General features: G+C 72.0%; 22 protein-coding genes and 1 riboswitch. Of the genes, 3 read left to right on the top strand and 19 right to left on the bottom strand.

From position 1 onward, the window contains the following. Positions 1-16: 16 nt before the first annotated feature. From ACGHC0_RS08340 to ACGHC0_RS08285, 12 genes are read right to left on the bottom strand one after another with little or no spacing between them, the layout of a single operon-like run. Positions 17-403 (bottom strand): DUF3037 domain-containing protein, encoded by a 387-nt coding sequence (locus ACGHC0_RS08340; protein WP_011794687.1) that lies wholly within the window; start codon positions 401-403, stop codon positions 17-19. Beyond that, the gene (locus tag ACGHC0_RS08335; protein WP_415267915.1) at positions 390-1,187 is read right to left on the bottom strand and encodes a HipA family kinase; all 798 of its coding nucleotides are present in this window, start codon (positions 1,185-1,187) and stop codon (positions 390-392) included. Before ACGHC0_RS08335 ends, ACGHC0_RS08340 begins: the two co-directional genes overlap by 14 nt. Beyond that, positions 1,169-2,359 (bottom strand): aminotransferase class I/II-fold pyridoxal phosphate-dependent enzyme, encoded by a 1,191-nt coding sequence (locus tag ACGHC0_RS08330; protein WP_415267914.1) that lies wholly within the window; start codon positions 2,357-2,359, stop codon positions 1,169-1,171. The genes ACGHC0_RS08335 and ACGHC0_RS08330 overlap by 19 nt, the downstream gene beginning before the upstream one ends. After that, complete coding sequence (cbiB, locus tag ACGHC0_RS08325) at positions 2,356-3,384, bottom strand: adenosylcobinamide-phosphate synthase CbiB (protein ID WP_415267913.1); 1,029 nt, start codon at positions 3,382-3,384, stop codon at positions 2,356-2,358. Before cbiB ends, ACGHC0_RS08330 begins: the two co-directional genes overlap by 4 nt. Then, entirely contained in the window at positions 3,377-4,138 is a 762-nt protein-coding gene (gene bluB / locus ACGHC0_RS08320; RefSeq protein ID WP_415267912.1) for a 5,6-dimethylbenzimidazole synthase, read from the bottom strand. Before bluB ends, cbiB begins: the two co-directional genes overlap by 8 nt. A 24-nt stretch (positions 4,139-4,162) precedes the next feature. Further along, positions 4,163-4,732, bottom strand: a complete 570-nt coding sequence (cobO, locus tag ACGHC0_RS08315; RefSeq protein WP_107130828.1) for a cob(I)yrinic acid a,c-diamide adenosyltransferase — start codon at positions 4,730-4,732, stop codon at positions 4,163-4,165. A 52-nt stretch (positions 4,733-4,784) separates the two neighbouring features. Beyond that, complete coding sequence (locus ACGHC0_RS08310; protein ID WP_415267911.1) at positions 4,785-5,585, bottom strand: ABC transporter ATP-binding protein; 801 nt, start codon at positions 5,583-5,585, stop codon at positions 4,785-4,787. Positions 5,586-5,589: 4 nt separating this feature from the next. After that, positions 5,590-6,624, bottom strand: a complete 1,035-nt coding sequence (locus tag ACGHC0_RS08305) for a FecCD family ABC transporter permease (RefSeq protein ID WP_368354767.1) — start codon at positions 6,622-6,624, stop codon at positions 5,590-5,592. Next, positions 6,621-7,592 carry an ABC transporter substrate-binding protein gene (locus ACGHC0_RS08300; protein ID WP_415267910.1) on the bottom strand — a complete coding sequence of 324 codons (972 nt, stop codon included), beginning with the start codon at positions 7,590-7,592 and terminating at the stop codon, positions 6,621-6,623. Before ACGHC0_RS08300 ends, ACGHC0_RS08305 begins: the two co-directional genes overlap by 4 nt. Beyond that, positions 7,589-8,224, bottom strand: coding sequence for a bifunctional adenosylcobinamide kinase/adenosylcobinamide-phosphate guanylyltransferase (locus tag ACGHC0_RS08295; RefSeq protein WP_415267909.1), 636 nt, complete (start codon positions 8,222-8,224; stop codon positions 7,589-7,591). Before ACGHC0_RS08295 ends, ACGHC0_RS08300 begins: the two co-directional genes overlap by 4 nt. Continuing rightward, positions 8,221-9,660 carry a cobyrinate a,c-diamide synthase gene (locus ACGHC0_RS08290; protein WP_415267908.1) on the bottom strand — a complete coding sequence of 480 codons (1,440 nt, stop codon included), beginning with the start codon at positions 9,658-9,660 and terminating at the stop codon, positions 8,221-8,223. The genes ACGHC0_RS08295 and ACGHC0_RS08290 overlap by 4 nt, the downstream gene beginning before the upstream one ends. Positions 9,661-9,668: 8 nt before the next feature. After that, on the bottom strand, positions 9,669-11,540 hold the full coding sequence (locus ACGHC0_RS08285; protein ID WP_415267907.1) for a TonB-dependent receptor domain-containing protein: 1,872 nt from the start codon (positions 11,538-11,540) through the stop codon (positions 9,669-9,671). An 83-nt stretch (positions 11,541-11,623) separates the two neighbouring features. Continuing rightward, positions 11,624-11,887, bottom strand: a riboswitch (cobalamin riboswitch). A 49-nt stretch (positions 11,888-11,936) separates the two neighbouring features. Here ACGHC0_RS08285 and ACGHC0_RS08280 point away from each other — a divergent pair. Next, complete coding sequence (locus ACGHC0_RS08280) at positions 11,937-12,185, top strand: DUF904 domain-containing protein (protein ID WP_368354763.1); 249 nt, start codon at positions 11,937-11,939, stop codon at positions 12,183-12,185. Beyond that, positions 12,182-12,622 (top strand): cell division protein ZapA, encoded by a 441-nt coding sequence (locus ACGHC0_RS08275; RefSeq protein WP_415267906.1) that lies wholly within the window; start codon positions 12,182-12,184, stop codon positions 12,620-12,622. The genes ACGHC0_RS08280 and ACGHC0_RS08275 overlap by 4 nt, the downstream gene beginning before the upstream one ends. 296 nt (positions 12,623-12,918) lie before the next feature. Here ACGHC0_RS08275 and ACGHC0_RS08270 read toward each other — a convergent pair whose 3' ends face one another. From ACGHC0_RS08270 to hemN, 4 genes are read right to left on the bottom strand one after another with little or no spacing between them, the layout of a single operon-like run. Then, entirely contained in the window at positions 12,919-14,988 is a 2,070-nt protein-coding gene (locus ACGHC0_RS08270; protein ID WP_415267905.1) for a putative bifunctional diguanylate cyclase/phosphodiesterase, read from the bottom strand. Further along, complete coding sequence (locus ACGHC0_RS08265) at positions 14,985-16,331, bottom strand: HD-GYP domain-containing protein (RefSeq protein ID WP_368354760.1); 1,347 nt, start codon at positions 16,329-16,331, stop codon at positions 14,985-14,987. The genes ACGHC0_RS08270 and ACGHC0_RS08265 overlap by 4 nt, the downstream gene beginning before the upstream one ends. Positions 16,332-16,382: 51 nt before the next feature. Beyond that, on the bottom strand, positions 16,383-17,168 hold the full coding sequence (locus ACGHC0_RS08260; protein ID WP_415267904.1) for a sulfite exporter TauE/SafE family protein: 786 nt from the start codon (positions 17,166-17,168) through the stop codon (positions 16,383-16,385). Between the two features lie 28 nt (positions 17,169-17,196). Further along, entirely contained in the window at positions 17,197-18,579 is a 1,383-nt protein-coding gene (gene hemN / locus ACGHC0_RS08255) for an oxygen-independent coproporphyrinogen III oxidase (protein WP_368354758.1), read from the bottom strand. A gap of 217 nt (positions 18,580-18,796) precedes the next feature. Here hemN and fnr point away from each other — a divergent pair, with 217 nt between their 5' ends. Then, a complete protein-coding gene (gene fnr, locus ACGHC0_RS08250; RefSeq protein WP_013594012.1) occupies positions 18,797-19,516 on the top strand; it encodes a fumarate/nitrate reduction transcriptional regulator Fnr in 720 nt (239 codons plus the stop codon). Positions 19,517-19,817: 301 nt separating this feature from the next. Here the strand turns inward: fnr and ACGHC0_RS08245 are convergent, their stop codons facing one another. The 3 genes from ACGHC0_RS08245 to ccoG form a co-directional block, all read right to left on the bottom strand. Then, entirely contained in the window at positions 19,818-20,105 is a 288-nt protein-coding gene (locus ACGHC0_RS08245; protein ID WP_368354757.1) for a hypothetical protein, read from the bottom strand. 84 nt (positions 20,106-20,189) lie between these two features. Next, the gene (locus tag ACGHC0_RS08240) at positions 20,190-20,474 is read right to left on the bottom strand and encodes a FixH family protein (RefSeq protein WP_368355604.1); all 285 of its coding nucleotides are present in this window, start codon (positions 20,472-20,474) and stop codon (positions 20,190-20,192) included. A gap of 94 nt (positions 20,475-20,568) precedes the next feature. After that, complete coding sequence (ccoG, locus tag ACGHC0_RS08235) at positions 20,569-22,017, bottom strand: cytochrome c oxidase accessory protein CcoG (RefSeq protein ID WP_368354756.1); 1,449 nt, start codon at positions 22,015-22,017, stop codon at positions 20,569-20,571. Between the last annotated feature and the right edge of the window lie 74 nt (positions 22,018-22,091).

Here is a 22,091-nt window from a genome sequence, read left to right as displayed (position 1 = left end):
ACGCGCGCCGGGCTCTTCAGCGCCGGACCATGCGGTCCATGATGTGCTCCAGCGCCGCCGCTGCGTCCGTGCAGCGCCCGGTGTGCACCGGCGAGGTCTGGATGATGGCGCTGCGCCGGGCGGTGAGCCAGTGGAAGCGCGCCCGGTAGGGCAGCGCCGCGATCGGACCGCAGCCCGGATCGCCCGCGCAGATGGCCACGATGGCGCCCAGGTGGCGCCGCACCGTGTCCAGGTCGGCCTGCGGGTCGAGCGCGAGCAGGCGCGCCTCGTCGAGCGCGGTCGCGGCCTGCAGGAAGCCGGAACGCTGGCACGAGAGGATCACGCCGGCATTGATGAATTCCTCGCGCTCCACGCGCGGCACCACGCGCACGATGGCGTAGTCATAGACATCAGCCGCGTGCATCGATCGCCCCCTGCAGCCAGGCCTGCCGGCCCGCGAGCCGCGCCAGGAAATAATCGACGTAGGCCTGCCGGTGCGCTGCCGGATCGGCGAGCGGGCCATCGCCCGGCCCGTCTCCATGGCCCTCTGCCGCCTGCGCCAGGAACAGGTCGGGCACCTCGGCCAGCACTGCCTGCAGGCATTGCGGGGTCAGGCGCGCCGCCAGCCCGGCATCCACCGCCGCCAGTTCCGTGGCCAGGGGCAGCAGCACGTGGTCGGCGATCGGCGCGAACGGTTTGGCGGGCTGCGCCACCGTGCCGTTCCAGGCGTGGTGGAAGGTGAGCGAGGCGCCATGGTCGATCAGCCACGGGTTGCGGTGCCACACCAGCAGGTTGGTGTTGCGCGCGGTGCGGTCCACGTTGCCCACCAGCGCGTCGAACCAGACGAGGCGCGAGGCGAAGTCGGGCGTGACGCGGTCCACCGCCGGATCGAAGTTGACCGCACCGGACAGATAGTCGAGCGCCACGTTCAGCCCCGCGCTCGCGCGGATCAGGTCCTGGATCTCGGGATCGGGCTCGGTCTGCGCGAGGGCCGGATCGAGCTGGGCCAGCACGATCTCGGGCACGGGCAGTTCCAGCGCACGGGCGATGCCGCCGGCGATGATCTCTGCCATGAGCGCGCGCACGCCCTGCCCGGCGCCACGGAACTTGAGGACATAGACGCCCAGGTCGTCGCCCTCGACGACGGCCGGCATGGAGCCGCCCTCGCGCAGCGGCGTGACATAACGGCTTACGGTGATGGTACGCACGGCGAAGCTCCGGGACCGGGGTGGAAGGATGGCATGGATGGCGGCAAAAGCGGCAATGGTAGCGAGGCGCCACCGACGGCCACAGGCCTCATGCGGCGGCAGCCGGCCCCACCCCCCCGCCATGCGGCCCGCAACGCCTGCTGCGATGCCGGCGGCAGCACGCCGAGCCGCACGCAGCCGGGCAGCCCGAAGCTGCCGCAGTCGCGCAGTTTCACGCCCTGCAGCCGCATGGCATGCAGCCACGGCGGCAGATCCTCCACGGGAGGACGCGCCACGAAATAGTTGGCACGGCTTCCAGCCTGCACGGCCCAGCCCATGTCCTCGCACAACGCCCGCTGGGCCGCCTTCCATGCGCGCAGCGTTCCGAGCGACGCGGCGAGCCAGTCCTGCACCTCCAGCGCCACCCAGGCCGACAGCATCGCCACGCCGTGCGCGCCGATCGGCCAGGAGGGCGCGATGGCCTGCAGTGCATCCAGGTCGTGCCGCGGCACGCAGGCCGGGGCGATGGCATAGGCAGCGCGCACGCCCGTGAGGCCGAGGGCCTTGTTGGGCGTCCAGAGCTGCCAGGCATTCGCGGGCAGCGGGCCGCCAGCAGCCTCCAGCCGCAGCGGCGCATAGGCGCAATCGACGATGCGCAGGCCGGCATCCGGAGCGGCGACGCCATGGCATGCCAGCGTGCGCCATGCCTCCAGTGCGGGATCGGGTGTGCCGAGGGGACTGCCGGGTTCACAGGCCCAGTGCAGCACGGCCTTTCCGGAATCCTTCTCCGGGCCCTCCTCCGCTCCCGGCCATGGCAGCAGCGGCAGGCCCCAGGCCCGCGCCGCGCGCGCATAGTCGCCATAGGCGTGTGCAGGCACCACCACCCCGACGACGCCCTGCCGCGCGGCCCACGCGGTGAAGCGGTGGATGAATTCGCTGGCGCTCGCGGCCGGCAGGATGCGCCCGGGCGCCACGCCGTGCCAGGCACCCAGGGCCTCGCGCAGCGCGGTGTAGGCCGGGTCGGGATAGCGTGCGGCGTCGGCCCCGCGCACGGCTGCCAGGGCGGCCGGACAGGGCCCGCAGGCGTTCGCGTTGGTGGAAAAATCGTGCAGCGGAACGCCCAGCGCATCCGGGCCGCCGTGCACCGGCAACCCCTGCGCGGCCGCGCCGCCGTCGAGCGCCTCTGGCGTCATGGAAACACGACTCCCAGGGCGACATGCAGGACAACATGCAGGGCACCACGCAGCCACTCCAGCGCCCAGAGCGCGGCCAGGGCGAGCGGCAGGCACCATGCCACGGCCCGCGCGGCCAGCACGGCGGCCCGGTGGGTGTCCGCCGGGGCGGCGGCCCTGCCGCAGCGGTGCAGGGTGTACACGCCGGGCTTGCACAGCCGTACATCCAGCGCGAGCGCCATCGCGGCCATCGGCCAGCCGCTGTTGGGCGAAGGCGTCCTGCGCGCCTGCCGGGCCACCGCGGCCCAGCGCACGCGCCGCGCGCACAGCGCCAGCAGCACCGCCGTGATGCGCGCGGGCACCCACGAGAGCACGTCGTCCGCGCGCGCCGCCCACTTGCCGGCCCACTGCCAGTAGCGTCCGCCGCGCATGCCGGGATAGCCCCACATGGCATCCGCGGTGTTGGCGAAGCGGTAGAGCGCCGCACCCGGCAGCCCCAGCAGCGCGAACCAGAAAAGCGGCGCCACCACGGAATCGTTGAGGTTCTCCGCCAGCGACTCGATGGCGGATTCGCGCACCTGCACCGCCTGCAGCGCGTGGACATCGCGGCTCACCAGGCGCGACAGCCGCTCGCGGCCGGCCTCCAGCGACTGCGCCAGGGCATCCTCCACGGCCACGACCTCGTCGCGCAGCATGCGCCAGGCCAGCAGGGGCTTGAGCAGCAGGGCCAGCACGGGCACGGCCCACCATGCGGGCAACTGCCGTGCCGCGTGCTGCAGCGCCCACTCGGCGCCGGCCACCACCGAGGCCATCAGCAGCCAGGCCGCCGCGCCCAGCACGAACGCCCGGGCATCCCCGGCCACAGGCTGCGCGGGCGCGGTGCGTTCGCCGCACCAGTGCAGCGCCCGCCCCATCCAGACCACCGGATGCACGGCCACCGGCGGTTCGCCCCACCACCGGTCGATCGCCAGCGCGGCCGCGAGGGCGGCCGCCCAGGGCAGCGCGGCCAGCAGGGCCTGCAGCAGCGCGGAGCCGCCGTCAGCCACCGTCGGCCCCTCCGTCTTCCGCACGGGACAGCCAGCGCGCCGGGCGCCCCCAGCCCCCGTCGAACACCACCGACGCCAGCGGCGCGCGGCGCGCCCAGCGCTCGCGCTCCAGCATGGGCGATGGATAGAAGCCATGCACCGGCCCCAGGCAGAGCAGCGCGACCGGCTCGGCGCCGGGCGGCAGGCCCAGCAGGCGCGCGACGTCAAAGGGGTCGAAGATCGACACCCAGCCCATCCCCAGCCCTTCGGCGCGCGCGGCCAGCCAGAGGTTCTCGATGGCACAGCCCACCGAGGCCACGTCCATGTGGGGCATGGTGCGGCGGCCGAACACGTGCGCATCCCGCCCGTCGGCCAGCACCACCGCGATCAGCTCCGCCGCATCCAGGATGCCTTCCAGCTTGAGACGCAGGAACTCTGCCTGCCGCCCCGCGCCCTGCACCGCCGGCCCGGCCGCATCCGGCGCGGCGCTGGCGCCCAGCACCTCCGCCGTGCGCAGGCGTTCGGCATCGACGCAGGCGCGCAGCTGGCGCCGCAGCGCGGCATCGGACACGCGGATGAAGCGCCAGGGCTGCATGAAGCCCACGCTGGGCCCCTCGTGCGCGGCGCGCAGCAGGCGCTCGAGCACCGCGGGTTCGACGTGCCCACCCGCGAAGTGGCGCATGTCGCGCCGCTCGCGGATGGCGCGGTAGATGGCCTCGCGCTCCGCGGCGCTGTAGGCCTCGCCCGCTGCCGCACCGGATTCGCCGGGTGCCATGCCTGTGCCTTCCGTATGCAAGCGTCAGTCCTCGATGCCGCGCTGCGCCGGCACCCCGGCCTGGAACGCATGCTTGACCAGGCCCATCTCGGTGACCGTGTCCGCCAGGTCGATCAACTCCTGCGGGCAGCGGCGCCCCGTGAGCACCACATGCACGTCGCGCGGCCGATCGCGCAGCGCCTGCAGCACCTCCTGCAGCGGCACCCAGCCGTAGATGAGCGGATAGGTGATCTCGTCGAGCACCACCAGGAAATGCCCGCCGCCCAGAATGGCCTCCCGGGCCCGTTCCCAGCCGGCGCGGGCGAGCGCGGCCGAATGCTCCAGGTCGCGGCTCTTCCAGCTGAAGCCGTCGCCGAGCCCCTCGATGGGGATGCCGAGCTGCTCGAACACACGGTGCTCGCCGAAGCGCGCGCTGGGCACCTTCATGAACTGGAAGATCTTCACCGGCTTGCCGCGGCCGTGCGCGCGCAGCGCGAGGCCGAAGGCCGCCGTGCTCTTGCCCTTGCCGTCGCCGGTATGCACCAGCACGAGGCCGCGGCGCTCGCCGTCCGGCTTGTCCGAGCGGCGCTCGGTGGGGGGTGATTCGATCTGCATGCGGAAGAAAGATGAATGGGAGAAGAAAAAGATCCGGCCCGGCACCACGGCCTCAGCCGCCGGGAGCGGCGTGCTCCACGCACGGCACCGCCACGCGCAGGCCATCCACCTCGCGCACGCGGATGCGGTGGTCGAACACGGCCTCCAGCGCCGCATGGGTGGCGGGATCATCGCCCGGGCCATGGTGGAGCACCCGGCCTTCGGCCAGGATGACCAGCGCATCGGCCTGCAGCGCGAAAGACACCTCGTGCAGCACGCTCACCACCGCACAGCCCTGCCGCGCCAGGCCGCGCACGGTCTGCAGCCAGTCGGCCTGGTGGGGCGGATCGAGGTGGGCGAGCGGCTCGTCCATGAGCAGCACGGGGGCCTGCACGGCCAGCGCACGGGCCAGCAGCACGCGCTGGCGCTCGCCGCCGGAGAGTTCGGCCAGCGGGCGGTGGCGCCATGCCCAGGCCTGCGTGGCCTCCAGCGCGGCGCGCACGGCCGCATGGTCCGCCGGGCTGGGCGGCGCGAGCCAGGGCTGGTGCGGCAGGCGGCCCAGCATGGCGATTTCGTAGGCAGGCAGGCCGTCGGAGCCGGCCTCGCCCTGCCCCAGCCACGCGAGCTGGCGCGCGCGCTCCCGCGCCCCCCAGCGTGGCAGCGGTCGGCCCATCAAATCGATGCGGCCACGCACGGCGCCACCCGGCAGCAGGCCCGCCAGGGCCTTGAGCAGGGTCGATTTGCCGGCGCCGTTCGGCCCGACCACGCTGGTCCAGCAGCCGGCGGGAATGCGCAGGTCCACGTCACGCAGCACGGGCGTGCCGCCGAACGATGCGCAAAGGCCGGACGCCTGCAGGGCGATGGTGCGGTCCATGCGTTCAGCCTCCGCGGCCCAGCCGGGTGCGCCGGTGCATGAGCCACAGCAGGTAGCTGCCGCCCAGGGCCGCCGTGAGCACGCCCACGGGCAGTTCCTGCGGCGCGACGATCCAGCGCGCGAGGATGTCCGCGGCCAGCAGCAGCACCGCGCCCATGAGGCTGGAAAGCACCACGTGGCGCTGGTGGGTGGACGGCGCGATGGAGCGCACGAGGTGCGGGGCGGCCAGTCCCACGAAGGCGATCAGGCCCGTCTGCGCCACCGCGGTGCCGGTGGCCAGCGCCATCGCCGCCACCAGCCCCGCGCGCATGGGCGCGAGCGGCAGGCCCAGGCTGGCCGCCGTGGCCTCGCCCAGCACCAGCCCGTCCAGCGCGCGCGCCAGCACCCAGGCGGTGCCGGCGCTGAGCGCCCAGGCCCCGCCCATCAGCCCGCAGGCGATCCATCCCACGAAGCTGGTGCTGCCCAGGGTGAAGGCCTGCATGGCCTGCAGGATCTCGGGCGAGGCCAGCTCCACCAGGTCGCGCGCGGCGCCGAGCACCACGCCCACGATCACGCCCGCCAGCAGCAGCCGCAGCGTGTGCTGCACGCCGCGCGCCAGCACCAGCGTGAGCATCACGGCCGCCACGGCCCCGAGGAAGGCCATGCCCGTCACGCCCAGCCGCGCGAGCCACTGCGATGCGCTGGGCGACAGCCCGAACAGCGCCATGGCCAGCGCGCCCCCGAGCGCCGCGCCCGAGGCGCTGCCGAGAAGGTACGGGTCGGCCAGCGGATTGCGGAACAGCCCCTGCGCCACCGCGCCGGACAGGCCGAGCAACGCCCCGGCGAGCCAGGCGCCCAGCGTGCGCGGCAGGCGGATGTCCCAGAGGATCTGCCGGGCCACGGGGTCGGCATCCGGGCCCCAGGCCAGCCCGATGCCGGTGCTGCCCACGCTCGCGCCCAGCATCGCCAGGGCCGCGCCGGCCAGCAGCAGCCCCGCGGCCAGCCATGCCGCCCGGCGGGCACCGCCGGCATCACCGGCCCCGTCGTCCGCCGGCCTCATGGCGCCTTGTCCGCGAGGCAGCGCGCCATGATGCGCGCGGCATCCGCCATGCGCGGGCCGGGGCGCACCGCCACGTCGGCCTCGCGCGGGGAGAACACGCAGACGCGCTGCCCCCGCACCGCGCGCAGGCTGTCCCAGCCCGGGTACGGCACCAGGGCCTGCATGCTGCTGTTGCCCACCATGATGATGTCCGGCTGCGCCCGCACCACGAATTCGGGGTTGAGCCGCGGGAACGGCCCCAGCTCGGGCGGCACCACGTTGCGCGCGCCCAGGCGGGCCAGCGTCTCGCCGATGAAGGACGACGTGCCGGCCGCATAGGGCCCCCGGCTCACCTCGAAATACACCCGCGCGCCGCGCGCGCGCTCCGGCAGCGACTGCGCGGCCGCCTGCACGCCCGCGTCGATCTCGCGCCACACGCGGTCGGCACCCTGCTGCGGCGGCACGGCCAGCAGCGTGCCCAGGGTGCGCAGCACCTCGCGCACGTCCGCATGTGTCTTGGGCTCCAGCGCCACCACGGGGATGCCCAGCGCCTCCAGCCGGTCGCTCGCGCGCGAGCTGGTCGCCAGCAGCACCACGTCCGGCCGCTGGGCGGCGATGGCCTCGATGTTCGGGTCGATGCCGCCGCCCATCTGCGGCAGCGCGCGCACGGACTCGGGCCAGTTGGAATAGCGGTCCACGCCCACCAGCCGCGCGCACTGCTGCAGCGCGCAGACCGATTCGGTGAGCGAGGGCAGCAGGCTCACGATGCGCTGCGGCGGCCGTGCGAAGGCGATGCGGCGGCCGCGGCCGTCAGTGATCGCCACGCCGCCCGCGGGCGCATCGGGCACCGCGGCGGCCGCAGAAACCGCGGTGGCGGGCTTCGGTGGCACCTGCGCCAGCACCGGTCCCGGCGCGCCGGCAGACCATGCCAGCAGGACCGCCGCCCCCAGGCGCTGCAGGAAAGGAGTCACGCGGCACCACCGGTTCATGGCTGGGGCGACTCCTTCAGTGCGAGCGGCAGGCCGGCAGCCATGAGGGTGACGCGCGCACAGGCCTCGGCCGTGCGCTGGTTGAGGCGGCCCAGCGCATCCACGAAGGCTCGCACCTCGCGGCCCAGCGGGATGACGCCCAGCCCGATCTCGTTGCCGACCACTACCACCGGCCCCGGCGCCTGACGGACGGCCTCCAGGAAGGCCCGGCACTGGGGCTCGAAGTCGCCCGGCGGCGGCGCCTCCGGCAGCGGCATCAGCCACTGCGTGAGCCACAGCGTGAGGCAATCGACCACCACCAGCGTCCCGGCACGCGAGCAGCGCGCCAGCGCGCCGGCCACGTCCAGCGGCTCCTCCACCGTCTCCATGCCCGGCACGCGCAGCGCGCGCTCGCGCTGGTGGCGGGCGATGCGCTCGCGCATCTCATCGTCCCAGGCGCGGCCGGTGGCGATGAGCACCGCGCGGTGCGCGCCGGAGGCCTCCATCCAGCTGCGCGCCAGCATCTCGGCACGGCGCGACTTGCCGCTCTTCTGCCCGCCCAGGATGAACTCGCTGCGCGCGACCGACAGCGGGGCTCCCGGCATGCCACCGCCGACGCCATCGCCCGCGGAGGTGCCCGCCAGGGCCGTCATGCCGCGGTCTCCGGCGCCACCGCCTGCCCTGGCGCCGGCTCCGCCAGAGCGCCTTCGGCGCCGAACAGCGCCGCCACGGCCCGGGGGCTGGAGGGGAACCAGGCATGGAAATAGCTCGCGTGGATGCTGCCCTGCCGGTAGAGCGCCTCGCCTGCGCCGCCCTCGCCCGGATCCGGGCGGCGGGTGCGCGCGCGCACGGGGGCGCTGCTCTCGCAGGTCGAGTAATGGAAGGTGTGGCCGCGCAGCACGTGGCCGTCCAGGTCCAGCTGCTGCGGCCCCAGCGCGGCCAGCCGCCGCTGCATGGCCACGTGGCCCGGCAGCAGCCCCCAGAGCGGCTTGCGCTCGCCGTCCGCGAGGGTGATCGATTCGAAGAGCGCCATCATGCCGCCGCATTCTGCCCATACGGGCCGGCCGGCCTCCACGTGGGCCCGCAGGCTGCGCTGCATGCCGGTGTTGGCGGCCAGGCGGTCGGCGTGCAGCTCCGGATATCCGCCGGGCAGCCACACGGCGTCGCAGGCCGGCAGTTCCGCGTCCTGCAGCGGCGAGAAGCGCAGCACGCGTGCGCCCAGGGCTTCCAGCGTCTGCAGGTTGGCCCGGTACACGAAGCAGAACGCGGCATCGCCGGCCACCGCCACGGTGCGGCCGGCCAGCAGCGGCGGCACCGCGGCGCGGGGCGCGGGCGCTGCGAACTCCACGGAGAACCGCTCCTGCCATTCCTGCGGCGACAGGCGGCCCAGGGGCGTCTGCGCCAGCGCATCGGCCGCAAGGTCGATGCGCGCCAGGCCGTCGGCCAGCTCATGCGCGGCCACCAGGCCCAGGTGCCGCTCGGGCAGCAGCCCCGCGCGCTGGCGGCCCGGTGGCGCGCCGCCCGCAGGCACATCCGCCGCGGGCGGGGCGACGCGCGCCAGGGCGCCCATCCAGTCGCCCGCGTCCGCCAGGCTCTCCTGCAGCATGCCGGCATGGCGCGCGCTGCCCACGCGATTGGCCAGCACGCCCGCCCAGGGCAGGCCCGGGCGGTAGTGCCGCAGGCCCCAGGCCAGCGCGCCGAAGGTGCCCGCCATGGCCGAGGCATCCACCACGGCCAGCACCGGCAGGCCGAAGCGCCGGGCGAGGTCCGCGAGGCTGGGCGTGCCGTCGAACAGGCCCATCACGCCCTCGACCAGGATCAGGTCGGCGTCCTGCGCGGCGGCGTGCAGCCGTTCGGCCGCATCCTGCTCGCCGGTCATCCAGAGATCGATGGCATGCGCCGGCGCGCCGCTGGCCTGCTCCAGCCAGCAGGGGTCGAGAAAGTCCGGCCCGCACTTGAATACGCGCACGCGCCGCCCCTGCCGCGCGTGCAGGCGTGCCAGCGCGGCGGTCACGGTGGTCTTGCCCTGCCCCGACGAGGGCGCGGCGATCGCGATCGCCGGACAGCGGATGCCGCCCGCCGTGCCCATGGCCCGGCTCAACGCGGCGCCCACTTCAGGCCCACATAGAACGTGCGGCCCGCCTGTGCATAGGTGCGCGCGGTCTGGTAGTTCCTGTCGGCGAGGTTGTCCACGCGCGCGAGCAGCGTCGTGTCCTGCGCCACCCGGGTGCTGGCGTACAGGTTGACGAGCGTGTAGCCGCCCAGCACCGTGGTGTTGGCGGCGTTGTCGAAGCGCCGGCCCTCGGCCTGTACCTCGGAGCCGACCGTCCAGCCGGCGATGCGCGTGTCGGCGCCCAGCGTCGCGTGGCGCTTGGCGCGGCGGGGCAGCAGGCGGCCGGTGGTTTCGTCGCTGTGGTTCTGCAGATCGACCGATGCGCGCAGTTGCACGCCGCCCAGGGTGTGCTGCGCCGAGAGCGTCACGCCCTCGTACTTCGCCCGGCCCGCGTTGGCATAGCAGCCGAACTCATCCTGGCACGGCCCGGCATCGCCGAAGACGATGAGGTTCTTCACGCGGTTGCGGTAGGCCACCACGGAAGCGCTGCTCGCGCCCTGAGCCCAGCGCAGGCCCAGCTCCACATTGCGGCCCTCTTCCGGCTTCAGCGACGCGACGCCGTAGGGGCTGAAGCGCTGGTAGAGCGTGGGGGCGCGGAAGGAGGTGCCGGCCGACGCCGTGGCCCGCCACTGCGGCGTGATCGCATAGCCGTAGGCGATGCTGCCGGTGTTGTGGCCGCCGAACTCGCTGTCCGAATCGTGGCGTGCGTTGATCTGCAGCGCGTGCGGTCCGGCGGTGAAGCCGTAGCCCAGCGCCAGCGCATCCTGCGAGCGGTCGCCGTCGAGGCTCCCGTTGCGCAGTTCGTCCTCGCGGCGCTCCAGCGCGGCAGTGAAGAGGTGTGCCCCCTCGCGCCACTCGTTCTGGAACAGGTAGCCCCGCAGGCGCGTGTCGGCGGTGTAGGGCGAGGGACGCGTCTCGTAGCGCTCGCGCGAATCCGTGACCGATACGCGGGTGGTGTAGCGGTCGCTCCATTGCGCGCGCCAGTTCAGGCCCAGCGCATGCATGCGGTGCAGGGCGCGGTCGTCGTTGCCCAGGGGCGTGGTGTCGTAGCCCGCGTTGGTGTCGGCCCCCAGCAGCGTGCCTTCGAGGCGCTGGCGCGGATCGATCTGCAGGCCCACGCGCGCGTTCACGGCGGAGCGGCGCAGACCGTCCTTGTCGGGGTTCTGGCCCGCGACGGGCCGGGCGTTGAAGCCGTCGCTGATCTCGCGCTCGAAGCCCAGCGCATAGTCCACCGCGCGGCCCTCGCCCGCCGAGCCGCTCACGCCGGCCTCGGCCTTGTAGGTGCCGTGGCTGCCGGCGCCGATGCCCACGTAGGGCTGCGCCGGGCCCTCGCCCTTGCGCGTGAAGATCTGGATCACGCCGCCCACGGCGTCCGATCCGTACACCGCGGCGGCGGGGCCGCGCAGCACCTCGATGCGGTCGATGAGGCCCAGCGGGATCGCCTCCCAGGGCGCGCCGCCCGTGGTCTGCGAATCCACGCGCACGCCATCGATATAGACGGCGGTGAATCGCTGCTCCGCGCCGCGCAGGTACACGCTGGTCGTCGTGCCCGGCCCGCCGTTGCGCGAAATCTCGATGCCCGGCACGCGGGCCAGCACGTCGGCCAGACCCGTGGCGCCGCTGGCTTCGATGGTGTCGCGGTCCACGATGGAAACGTCGGCCACCAGATCGGCCAGGGGCTGGGGCGTGCGGTTGGCGGTCACCACGACCTCGCCCATGGGGGCGGCGGCATGCGCCGCCGGGGCCAGCGACAGGCCCGCCGTGGCGAGCAGGACCAGTGCGGCGGGCGCACGGAGGGGAAGAAGAGCCGCACGCGCGCCGGCGGCGCCGGGGAACCGGGGAGTCGAAGAATGCATGGAAGCGATCGCAGAAAACGAGCCCGCGCCGGCCTCCCCGCCGGCATTGGGCGACACGGCCGCGCTCCCGGCAGTTCACCGGGGGGCGCGGCCTCCGTGTTGGCCGGTATCCGGGCTGGTGGACGACACGCTCCTGCGCCTTCCCAGGCGCTTGTTCAAGGCACCCAGTGGCTTTGTGCAGGAGGCGGCGAAAGCCGCTGCGCCGGAAGGGGCGGGCAGCTTTCTTCCACGGACCGTTGCGGGGGCAGCGCAGGCACGGCGCGTCCGTGGCGGACGGCGCCTCCCTGCTTCCCGTTGAACCGCGGCCTGTGAACCAGGCCGCTGGCACCAACGCAGCGGATTCTAGGACGTTTCGATACATATTCCCCCGTCCGGCCCCAACCCTACAATCCGTGCATGGATTCACCCTCCCCCCTCGACCAGATCACCGAGCGCGTGGAGCGGCTGCTCGCGCGCCATGCCGAGTTGCGGCGCGCCAACGCCCTGCTCACCGCCCAGGTGGTCTCGCTCACGCAGGAGCGCGACTCGCTCCGGTCGCGCCTGAACACGGCCCGCACGCGCATCGACGCGCTGCTGGAAAAAATGCCGCCCCCGCCGGCCGATGCCCCGGCCACCCCGACCGACCTGCCCAAGGAGGCCGAATGAACCAGATCGAAGTGCAGATCATGCAGCAGAGCTACCGCCTCGCCTGTCCGGAAGGCCAGCAGGAACGGCTGCTGCAGGCGGTCGAGCGCGTGGATGCGGCCATGGTCCGCATCCGCGACGCCGGCAAGGTGCGCGCGCGCGAGCGCATCGCCGTGCTGGCGGCCCTGAATCTGGCCTTCGAACTGGCCGACCAGGCCCGTGCGGCAGCCGCGCCCGCCGAGGAGCCGGCCGCGCAGGAGCCCCCGGGCCTTCCCCCTTCGGCAGAAACGTACGCAGCCGCGGAGGCGCAGGCCGCACCGCCTGCCGCCGCGCCGTCTGCCGACGGGCCTGCCCAGCGCAGCCTGCTGGCCGACGGCGAAGCGCCGGACGGCGACGCGCTGCAGGCGCTGCTGCGGCGCCTGGACCATGCGCTGGGCGAGGACGGCCGGCCGGCCTGACCCCGTACTTCCAAAGGGCGATTCGCGCGCCTACAATGGGGGCGTCTGCAGTGCCGCCGGGCTTTATATTTCCTTGAACCAATGCTCCATGAGCAAGGGCTTGGTACATTGCCCGGTGAGCGTGATCATCTCGCGTCAGATGAACCCAACGCCTGGCTGCCCTCGCCCCCCTGAACCCCCGGTTCAGGATGACGGTCCGGTGGCTACTGCAGACACCTTCTTCCCCGAGCGCCGCGGCATCCCCGCGGCGCTTTTGCGTTGCGGGCCTCCCTGCAGGCCCGCCCGCCGTATCGGGCTCATGCCGGTGCGCGGTCGCCCTGCGCATCCCGCGCGACCAGGGCGCGGAAGTCCTCCGCGGGCAATCCCGGCGCCACCAGGAATCCCTGGAAGTAGTGGCATTGCATGGCCTGCAGCGCTTCGCGCTGCTGCGGCGTCTCGACCCCCTCGGCCACCACCTGGATGCGCAGCGCCCGGCCGATGTGCACGATCGCCTCGATGATCGCCTGGTCGCTTTCGTCGTCCGGCAGGCCCCGCACGAACGACTGGTCGATCTTCAGCTTGTGGATGTGGAGCTTCTTGAGATAGGCGAGGCTCGAATAGCCCGTGCCGAAATCGTCGATCGACAGGCCCACGCCCAGCTCGGCCAGGGCCGCGAGGCGCTGCGCCATTTCCTGGGCGTCCTGCAGCAGGATGGTCTCGGTCAGTTCCAGCTCCAGCAGCGAGGCCGGCAGCCCGTGGCTGCGCAGCAGCGCCACGAGGCGCTCCACGAAGCCGGACTGCCGGAATTCCAGCGCGGACACGTTCACCGCCACCACCAGGGGCGTGCCGGCCTGCATCCAGCGGGCCGCCTCGCGGATCGCCTGCTCCAGCACCCAGGCGCCCAGGGTGACGATGTAGCCCGACTCCTCCGCCAGCGGGATGAAGACGCCCGGCGACACCGCGCCCAGCCCGGGATCATTCCAGCGCAGCAGGGCCTCGGCGCCCACCACCCGGCCCGAGGCCATCGCCACCTGCGGCTGGTAGTGGACCGCGAAATCGCCGCGGTCCAGCGCCTGGCGCATCGCATGCTCCAGCTGCATGCGCGAGAGCATGTCGGCATTCATCTGCGGCTGGTAGAACCCGTAGCTGCCCCGGCCGCGCTCCTTGACCCGGTACATGGCGGTGTCCGCCTGCTTGATCAGGTCGTCCAGCGTCTCGCCGTCCCGGGGGTGCAGCGCGATGCCGATGCTGCACTGGATGGAAAACCCCATGCCGTCGAGCATGAAGGGCTGGCGCATGTCCTCCAGGATGCGGCGCGCCACGGATTCGGCCATGGGTGCGTCGCCCGCATCCAGGTGGAGGACGAACTCGTCCCCTCCCAGGCGGCACAGCATGTCGTTCTGCCGCAGGCAGCCCTGCAGGCGCTGCGCCACGAGCTGCAGCACCCGGTCGCCGAAGAGATGCCCCAGCGAATCGTTGATGATCTTGAAGCGGTCGAGGTCGATGAACAGGATGGCGAACCCGCCGCCCTGCACGCGCGCGGTCTCCAGCGCCGAGGCGACGCAGCGCGACAGCAGCAGGCGATTGGGCAGGCCGGTGAGCACATCGCTGTACGCCAGCTGCTCGATGCGCTTTTGCGCGGCATGCTGCAGGGTGAGGTCGCGGAAGGAATACACGCGCCCCATGGGCCGGCCCTGGCTCATCTGGGGTACCGAACGGCGCTCGATCACGGTGCCCGTGCGCAGGTGCAGGATGTCGAGGGTTTCCTCTTCCGGGAACTGCGCGATGCCCAGCAGCCGCGCACGGTAGGCATCGGCGTCGGCCACCTGGCCGGCCATGTGCGCTTCCACGGCCGCGTCGTCGCGCTGCACGAGCAGGTCTGCCGGCATGTTCCACAGCCAGGCCAGGCGCTGGTTGAAGGCCCGCACGCGACCGCCCATGTCGCAGACCATCATGCCGTCGGCGGCGGAGTCGAGCGTGGCGCGCAGTTCCGAGAGCAGGCGTTCCAGCTCGCCCTGGATGGATGCCTGCTCACTGCGGTCCAGCATGCCCAGCACCAGCAGTGGCATGCCCTCCGGCGACTCGACGGCGGCGACGCGGCGGTCCACCGGCACGAGGGAGCCGTCGGGGCGCAGCATGCCCGAGTGCGAATGGATGCCCGCCCGCAGCCCGGCCAGGTCCTGCGACCAGAACGCGAGATCCTCGGGCGTGTTGGCCAGCAGGTGCACCGGCCGCCCTTCCATGGCTTCCTGCGGCCGGCCGGCCAGTTCGGCCGCGGCCCGGTTGCACAGCACCACGTTCAGCGACTGCGCATCGACCAGCCAGAGCGCCTCGCGCAGGCCCGCGAACAGCGACCGCCACGCGATATCGATGGCCGGGCCGTTCATTCCGGCACCTCGTCCGCGCCGGCCACCAGTGCCCTTTCGAAGAAGTAGCAGATGCGCTTGCGCGGCGACAGGTAGTCCAGCGCATCGCGCGGCAGCTGCGCAGGGCGCAGGCTGCGGCGGATGCCCAGGTCCGGCGAGCGCTCCAGGTCGAGCACCAGCGCCTCGTCGCGCGGCACGCTGCCGTCGTGCACGATGACCTGCGGCCGCAGCGGCCGGGCCGAGTCCACCGCCACCACGATGGCATAGCGTTCATTGGTGAGCTGCACGATCGACCCTGCGGGGTACACGCCCATCAGGCGGATGAAGCACTGCAGCACCTGCGCGTCGAAACGGGACTTGTGCTGGGCGAACAGGACGGACAGCGCCTCGTGCGGCGTCAGCGGGGCCGCGCCGCGCAGCGGATTGCACAGCCGGTCGTAGTGGTTCACCAGCGCGAGCACCTGCCCCGCCCGGCCCAGGTCGGCCCCGCGCAGTCCGAGCGGAAAACCGCCGCCATCGGCCCGTTCGTGGTGCTGGGCGATGGCCGAGACCACCGCCCGGCCCAGGCCCATGCGCTGCGCCAATACGACGGATTCGCCCACGTGCGCCTCGTAGAGGGCCTGGTCGGCCGGGCCCAGCGCGGCGCTGGGCTGCGCGACGTGCGGCGGCAGGGAGATCTTGCCCAGGTCGTGCAGCAGTGCCGCGATGCCCAGGTCACCCAGGTCTTCCCCGCGCATTCCCAGCGACTTGCCCAGCAGCAGGGACAGCACCGCCACGTTGACGGAATGCAGCGCGGCGCGCGTGCCGGCCCGCTCGGACAGCAGGCGGACCGCGGAATCGCCGTGGGCCATGAGTTCGTCCACGCAGCCGCGGACCAGGGACTCGGTGGCCTTGCGCGCCTCGGCCGGATCCTGCTCCACGTGCAGGGCCAGGCGCTCGTACACCCGGGTGGCCCGCGCGAACTGCTCGTCGCAGCGGGCCAGGGCCCGGCGCTGGGACTCCAGGCGCGCATGGAGCGTGCCCGCCGGCTCGGCGGCCGGGGTGCCGGAGCCGGCTCCGGGCACCGGGGCCGGCTCCGCAGAACCCTGCGCAGCGGATGCCGGCGCCTCCATCGCCGCGCGCACCGCGGCATCGCTGCGCGCAGGCACCCAGCGCACCTGCTCCAGCCCCAGGGATTGCAGGGTGGCGATCTGGTCCCCGGATGCAATCCGGAAGCTGCTTACCGGAAAGGGATGGTTCATCCATCCCAGCTCCAACTGGATGTACATGCCGACGCGCAACAGGGCGACGTCGATGAGGAGGGAGGAGTTCACGGGGAGGTCACGAAATGAGAGAGGCGCGTAACGCCTCTCATTCGAAACCATTATCACCAGTTCGTGAGTAGCTGTTTCCTGATGCGAAAGAAATGTACCGCTTCAGCGACACCAGGGCTCCAGCGCCTGGCGTCCCACGTCCATCCAGAGCGCCCAGGCGGCCACGGCCGCCAGCAGCAGGCCGGCGAGCCTCGCTCCCCAGGTGGCGCGCGCCGCGTCCACCCGGGAGCGGAGGCGACGCCAGGCCCAGGCGCCGCCCAGCAGCCAGAGTGCGCCTCCACCGCCGAACGCGGCCATCGCGGCAGCCCCCTGCGCCGGACTGCCGGCCAGCGCCGCCACGAGCAGGGCCGAATACAGCAGCCCGCACGGCATCAGGGCCCACGCCAGCCCCGCCACCGCCAGCCCGCCCGGAGCGCGCACGCCCGGGCCGACACGGGCCCAGACCGCGCGGCCTGCGCGCTCCACCCAGAGCGGCTGGCGCGCCTGCAGGGCCATCAGGAGGCCCCAGGCCAGCATGCCCACGTGCAGCAGCGTCCATGCCGGCCGCAGGGCCGCGGACTGCTGCGTGAGCCAGGCCAGGCGGTCCATGGCCAGCGCCGCGGCGGCGCCGGCCAGCCCGTAGCCGGCCATCCGGGCCACGTGGAAAACCGCGGTGCGCGCCATGCCGCCGCGAAGCAGGCCGGTCGCCGCCGGCGCGGCGCAGGCGGCGGGCGCCCCCGCCGTGGCAGGCACGGAGCCGTACCGGCGCAGCGGCGCCTGCGCGGGCACTCCGTTGCCCTGCTGCGCGCCGCCCACGATCACGGCGCAGGGAGCCGCGCACATCGCCAGGCAGTGCGGCCCGCCCGCCAGCCCCATGGCGAAGGCCGTCCAGATCAGTGCATCGGGCATGGCGTCTCCTGCGGGAAGAAGAGGACGTTCAGATGATCCGGGAGAACCGCGCGCGGTTGCGGTCCGCCTGCAGGTAGCGGTCGAACACCATGGCCACGCCGCGCACGAAGAACCAGCCCATCTCCGTCACGGTGATGCCGTCCTCGCCCACCGTGACGAGGCCGTCGCCGGCCATGCCTTCGAGCGCCTCGAGCTCCGCCGCGAAGTACCGCCGGAAATCGATCAGCCACGACTGCTCCATCGGCTCGAACAGCACCTCGCCCTGGCACATGAGGGCCATGATGACGGAGCGGCGCACGAGGTCGTCACGCGTCAGCGCGAGGCCGCGCACCACCGGCAGCCGGCCCTGGTTGATGAGATCGTAGTACTCGTCCAGGGTCTTGGCGTTCTGGCTGTACGTGGCGCCGATGCGGCCGATGGCGGAGACGCCCAGCGCGATCAGGTCGCAGTCGGGCTGGGTGCTGTAGCCCTGGAAGTTGCGGTGCAGCCGGCCCTGCCGCTTCGCCACGGCCAGGGCGTCGCCCGGCAGCGCGAAGTGGTCCATGCCCACGTACACATAGCCCGCGTCCTGGAAGGCGTTGAGCGAGCGCGACAGCATCGACACCTTGGCGGACGCCATCGGCAGCTCGGCCGACACGATGCGCCGCTGCGGCTTGAAGCGCTCCGGCAGGTGGGCGTAGGCATAGAGCGCGATGCGGTCGGGCCGCAGCTCGCACACCTGGGCCAGCGTGCGGTCGAACGATTCGGGGGTCTGCCGCGGCAGTCCGTAGATCAGGTCCACGTTGACGGATTCGAAGCCGATCCGGCGCGCCTCCTGCACCAGCGCGAACACCTGCTCGGCCGGCTGCACACGGTGCACCGCCTTCTGCACGGCCGGGTCGAAATCCTGCACACCGAAGCTCAGCCGGTTGAAGCCCAGTTCCGCCAGCCGTGCGAGCCGCCCGGCATCCACCGTGCGGGGATCGACCTCGATGGAATACTCGCCCCCGGGCACGAGCGTGAAGCTGCGGCGCAGCATGTTCATCAGTTCCTGCAGCGCCTCGTCGCCGAGGAAGGTGGGGCTGCCGCCGCCGATGTGCAGCTGGCTCACCGCATGGCCGGGCGCGCAGTGCGCCATGTGCAGGTCGATCTCGCGGCTGAGGTAGCGCAGGTACACGTCGGCGCGCTCGGGGTGGCGCGTGATGATCTTGTTGCACGCGCAGTAGTAGCACAGCGATTCGCAGAACGGGATGTGCACGTACAGCGAAAGAGGCACGGCCTTGGCGGCCGAGCCGAGGCGGCGCTGCTGCAGCGCCAGCACGTACTCGTCGGCGCCGAAGGCCTCCACGAACCGGTCCGCGGTCGGGTACGAGGTATAGCGGGGGCCCGGCACGTCGAATCGGCGCAGAAGCTCGGGAGTCACAGCGTTCATGGTGCGGAATTCCTTATCAATTCACAATGTGCCCCATGTCCCGCGCCCGTGTCCTTGACGCCGGTCAAGCATTTGGACGCGCGTCGCTGCGACAATTGACGCATCACAGTCGCCCGCCACATTCTTTTTTGCACGCCTGCGCTCCTGCCATGCGTCCGCACCGTGGCCGGCCTGCATGCACAGCGAGATAGAACACAGAAGGGAAGGCTGCTCATCCATGAATCCGCACACCATCAAGGTCGCCTGCTCGAACTGCAACCTGCGCGAGCTCTGCATGCCGCTGGGCCTGAACGAGCAGCAGCTGCAGCGCATCGATGACATCGTCGCCACGCGCCGCAAGGTCAAGCGCGGCGGCACGCTGTTCCGCAACGGCGAGGCCTTCACGTCGCTCTTCGCCATCCGCACGGGCTTCTTCAAGACCTGCGTGGCCACCGAGGACGGACGCGACCAGGTGACGGGCTTCCAGATGGCCGGCGAGATCATCGGGCTCGACGGCATCGTCAGCGACCACCACACCTGCGACGCCGTGGCGCTGGAGGACGCCGAGGTGTGCGTCATGCCCTTCGAGCGCATCGAGGAGCTGTCGCGCGAGGTCACGGCCCTGCAGCACCATGTCCACAAGATCATGAGCCGCGAGATCGTGCGCGAGCACGGCGTGATGCTGCTGCTGGGCAGCATGCGCGCCGAGGAGCGCCTCGCGGCCTTCCTGCTCAACCTCGTGCAGCGCCTGCATGCGCGGGGCTTCTCGCAGTCCGAACTGGTGCTGCGCATGACCCGCGAGGAGATCGGCAGCTACCTGGGCCTCAAGCTGGAGACCGTGAGCCGCACGTTCTCGAAATTCGTCGAGGAAGGCATCGTCGAGGTCAAGCAGCGGCACGTGCGCATCGTCGAGCCGGATGCGCTGAAGCGGATCGTGAACAGCCAGGCATGTAACTGACATCCCCCTGAGGCGCTGCGCGCCTTCCCCCTTCTCTCGCCGTGCGGCGCACGGCGGGAAGGGGGACGACGCCGGTGGCCGGGCGAAGCCCGTTCCACGGCGTCTGCTGGCCTGGCCTGCTCCGCGGCCTTCTGATGGGTGAGGCCGTGCGTGTCCGTCGGCCTTTCGCTGCGCCAACGCTCTGCGACAAATGTTGGGCCCCTGCCTGACCTGCCTGACCTGGCAGACTCTGGTTGCCTGGTTGCATGCGGGACATCATCCCGATTGGCGAGCCCTCACATCTGCCGACAGTACCCAACCTTCACTGCGAAAACTTGCCGCACTCCATCGGGCGCTCTCCCGCGGGAACGGGGCAGCGGTTGAGTTCGAAGGGCGACATGGACAGCAGCGTGGTGAGGGCGCTGGAGAGCATGCACAGCGCCCAGAACACGAAGAACGCCACCGTATAAACGCCCTCGCGCGAGAGGGCGAGGGGTTGGTCGGACCAGTGCAGTGCGGCAGGGTCCACGAAGGCGAATACCACCATCTCGATCAGTCCGGCCACCAGGAAGGCGGGCCAGGCGATCCACATCCAGCGTTGGGTTCTCATCGCGATCTCCTCCTTTGCAGTCATCGGTGTCGAAAACGAACGGAACACGTCGGGCCCGGGGGCCCGCCAGGCGGGGCGGCCGGATCAGCGGGGCTGGTCTTCGGCCGGCGTGGCCGCGTGGTTGCGCGCCTTCATCGCCGGCTCCATCGCGGAGGAGCGCGCGCGCTCGCGCTCCAGCGTGCGGTTGATCTCGATGCCCTGGCGGTAATAGTCTTCCGCCACCACCGGATCGGGCTGCCGCACGGCGAGCCATGCCGTCGCCGTGCCGGCGACCACCACGATCGCGGGCCCGGCGATCACCATCCACACGTGGCCGAACTTCCACCAGGGCTGGGCCGCCGCGGCGGCCGATGTCGTCTTGTTCGCCATCATCTCGAACTCCTTCCTTCGTCACCTCGGCCCCATCACACCACAGGGTGGCAGGGGCCTGCCATACTGAATAACACCAACCGTCCTCGCCGCTTCAGCGCGGCACGAGGAAGATGGATTTCTCCTTCACGTGGGCCTTCGTCTCCAGGGCCTGCACCTCGAAGGCCACCGGGTGCGAGCCCGGCGCGGCCGAGCCGTACGGAATCTGCAGCCGCACCGCCACCCAGCGCGATTGCGCGGCGCCGATCTCCACCTCGGCCTCCGAAGCGACAGCCAGCCCTTCCAGTCCGGACGCCGCGATGCGGTAGCGCTGGGGCGCCTCGGTGGCATTCATGATCTGCAGGCTGTACACGTTCTCCAGCCGCCCGCCCGCCACGATGCGCGAGAGCGCCGCGCGGTCGCGCACCACGTCCACCTTGAGCGGCGTGCGCAGCGCCAGGCTCGTGAGCATGCCGACGCTGAGCGCCACCAGCACGGCCGTGTAGATGAGCACGCGCGGCCGCAGCACGCGGCGCAGCATCTGCGACTGCGTCCAGCGGTTCGCCACACCGTTCTGCGTGGAGTAGCGGATCAGCCCGCGCGGGTACTTCATCTTGTCCATCACGGTGTTGCACGCATCCACGCACAGGCCGCAGCCGATGCATTCGTACTGCAGGCCGTTGCGGATGTCGATGCCCACGGGGCAGACCTGCACGCACAGCGTGCAGTCGATGCAATCCCCCAGGCCCCTGGCGCGGTGGTCCACCGACTTGTTGCGCGGGCCGCGCGGCTCGCCGCGCACTTCGTCGTACGTGACGATCAGGGTGTCCTTGTCGAACATCGCGCTCTGGAAGCGCGCGTACGGGCACATGTACTTGCAGACCTGCTCACGCAGGAAGCCGGCGTTGCCATAGGTGGCGAAACCGTAGAACACCACCCAGAAGAGCTGCCAGGATCCCTGCAGCGCCATCAACTCGGTGCCCAGCTCGCGGATCGGCACGAAGTAGCCCACGAAGGTGAAACCCGTCCAGGCCGACACCGCGATCCACAGGAACTGCTTCAGGCCCTTCTTGCGGAGCTTCTCGAAGGTCCAGGGACCGTTGTCCAGCCGCAGGCGCGCGCTCCGGTCACCCTCGACCTTGTGCTCGATCCACATGAACATCTCGGTATAGACGGTCTGCGGACACGAGAAGCCGCACCACAGCCGCCCGGCCACCGCGGTGAACAGGAAGAGCGCGAGCGCCGAGATGATGAGCAGTCCCGTCAGGTAGATGAAGTCCTGCGGGTACAGCACCAGGCCGAACAGGTAGAAGCGCCGCGCGCCCAGGTCGAACAGCACCATCTGCCGCTCTCCCCACTGCAGCCACGGCAGCCCGTAGAACACCAGCTGCGTGAAGGCGACCATGGCCCACCGCCAGCGCGCGAATACGCCGGCGATGGACCTCGGGTAGATCTTCTTCTGGGCTTCGTAGAGGGAGACGACTTCGGCCTGTGCCGATGCGCCGTCCGCCGGGGCAGGGGCGATCGGAATGACCTTGCGCGGCTTTCCGTCAGGGGGCTTCATGTGGGTTCTGCTTTGCTCTGTGGGCCGGCTGTATCGTGTCGTGGGAGCAGGCGTTGCGCGTGGGACCGGAGGGG

Source organism: Acidovorax sacchari (genome assembly GCF_042847045.1).
Lineage (GTDB): Bacteria > Pseudomonadota > Gammaproteobacteria > Burkholderiales > Burkholderiaceae_C > Paracidovorax > Paracidovorax sacchari.
This window is presented reverse-complemented; position numbering and strand designations above follow the sequence as displayed.

Bases quoted from the DNA above. Each gene is read 5' to 3' on its own strand.
- ACGHC0_RS08340 (WP_011794687.1), bottom strand. From the start codon at position 403: ATGCACGCGGCTGATGTCTATGACTACGCCATCGTGCGCGTGGTGCCG.
- ACGHC0_RS08330 (WP_415267914.1), bottom strand. From the start codon at position 2,359: ATGACGCCAGAGGCGCTCGACGGCGGCGCGGCCGCGCAGGGGTTGCCG.
- bluB (WP_415267912.1), bottom strand. From the start codon at position 4,138: ATGGCACCCGGCGAATCCGGTGCGGCAGCGGGCGAGGCCTACAGCGCC.
- cobO (WP_107130828.1), bottom strand. From the start codon at position 4,732: ATGCAGATCGAATCACCCCCCACCGAGCGCCGCTCGGACAAGCCGGAC.
- ACGHC0_RS08310 (WP_415267911.1), bottom strand. From the start codon at position 5,585: ATGGACCGCACCATCGCCCTGCAGGCGTCCGGCCTTTGCGCATCGTTC.
- ACGHC0_RS08305 (WP_368354767.1), bottom strand. From the start codon at position 6,624: ATGAGGCCGGCGGACGACGGGGCCGGTGATGCCGGCGGTGCCCGCCGG.
- ACGHC0_RS08300 (WP_415267910.1), bottom strand. From the start codon at position 7,592: ATGAACCGGTGGTGCCGCGTGACTCCTTTCCTGCAGCGCCTGGGGGCG.
- ACGHC0_RS08295 (WP_415267909.1), bottom strand. From the start codon at position 8,224: ATGACGGCCCTGGCGGGCACCTCCGCGGGCGATGGCGTCGGCGGTGGC.
- ACGHC0_RS08290 (WP_415267908.1), bottom strand. From the start codon at position 9,660: ATGGGCACGGCGGGCGGCATCCGCTGTCCGGCGATCGCGATCGCCGCG.
- ACGHC0_RS08285 (WP_415267907.1), bottom strand. From the start codon at position 11,540: ATGCATTCTTCGACTCCCCGGTTCCCCGGCGCCGCCGGCGCGCGTGCG.
- ACGHC0_RS08280 (WP_368354763.1), top strand. From the start codon at position 11,937: ATGGATTCACCCTCCCCCCTCGACCAGATCACCGAGCGCGTGGAGCGG.
- ACGHC0_RS08275 (WP_415267906.1), top strand. From the start codon at position 12,182: ATGAACCAGATCGAAGTGCAGATCATGCAGCAGAGCTACCGCCTCGCC.
- ACGHC0_RS08270 (WP_415267905.1), bottom strand. From the start codon at position 14,988: ATGAACGGCCCGGCCATCGATATCGCGTGGCGGTCGCTGTTCGCGGGC.
- ACGHC0_RS08265 (WP_368354760.1), bottom strand. From the start codon at position 16,331: ATGGTTTCGAATGAGAGGCGTTACGCGCCTCTCTCATTTCGTGACCTC.
- ACGHC0_RS08260 (WP_415267904.1), bottom strand. From the start codon at position 17,168: ATGCCCGATGCACTGATCTGGACGGCCTTCGCCATGGGGCTGGCGGGC.
- hemN (WP_368354758.1), bottom strand. From the start codon at position 18,579: ATGAACGCTGTGACTCCCGAGCTTCTGCGCCGATTCGACGTGCCGGGC.
- fnr (WP_013594012.1), top strand. From the start codon at position 18,797: ATGAATCCGCACACCATCAAGGTCGCCTGCTCGAACTGCAACCTGCGC.
- ACGHC0_RS08245 (WP_368354757.1), bottom strand. From the start codon at position 20,105: ATGAGAACCCAACGCTGGATGTGGATCGCCTGGCCCGCCTTCCTGGTG.
- ACGHC0_RS08240 (WP_368355604.1), bottom strand. From the start codon at position 20,474: ATGGCGAACAAGACGACATCGGCCGCCGCGGCGGCCCAGCCCTGGTGG.
- ccoG (WP_368354756.1), bottom strand. From the start codon at position 22,017: ATGAAGCCCCCTGACGGAAAGCCGCGCAAGGTCATTCCGATCGCCCCT.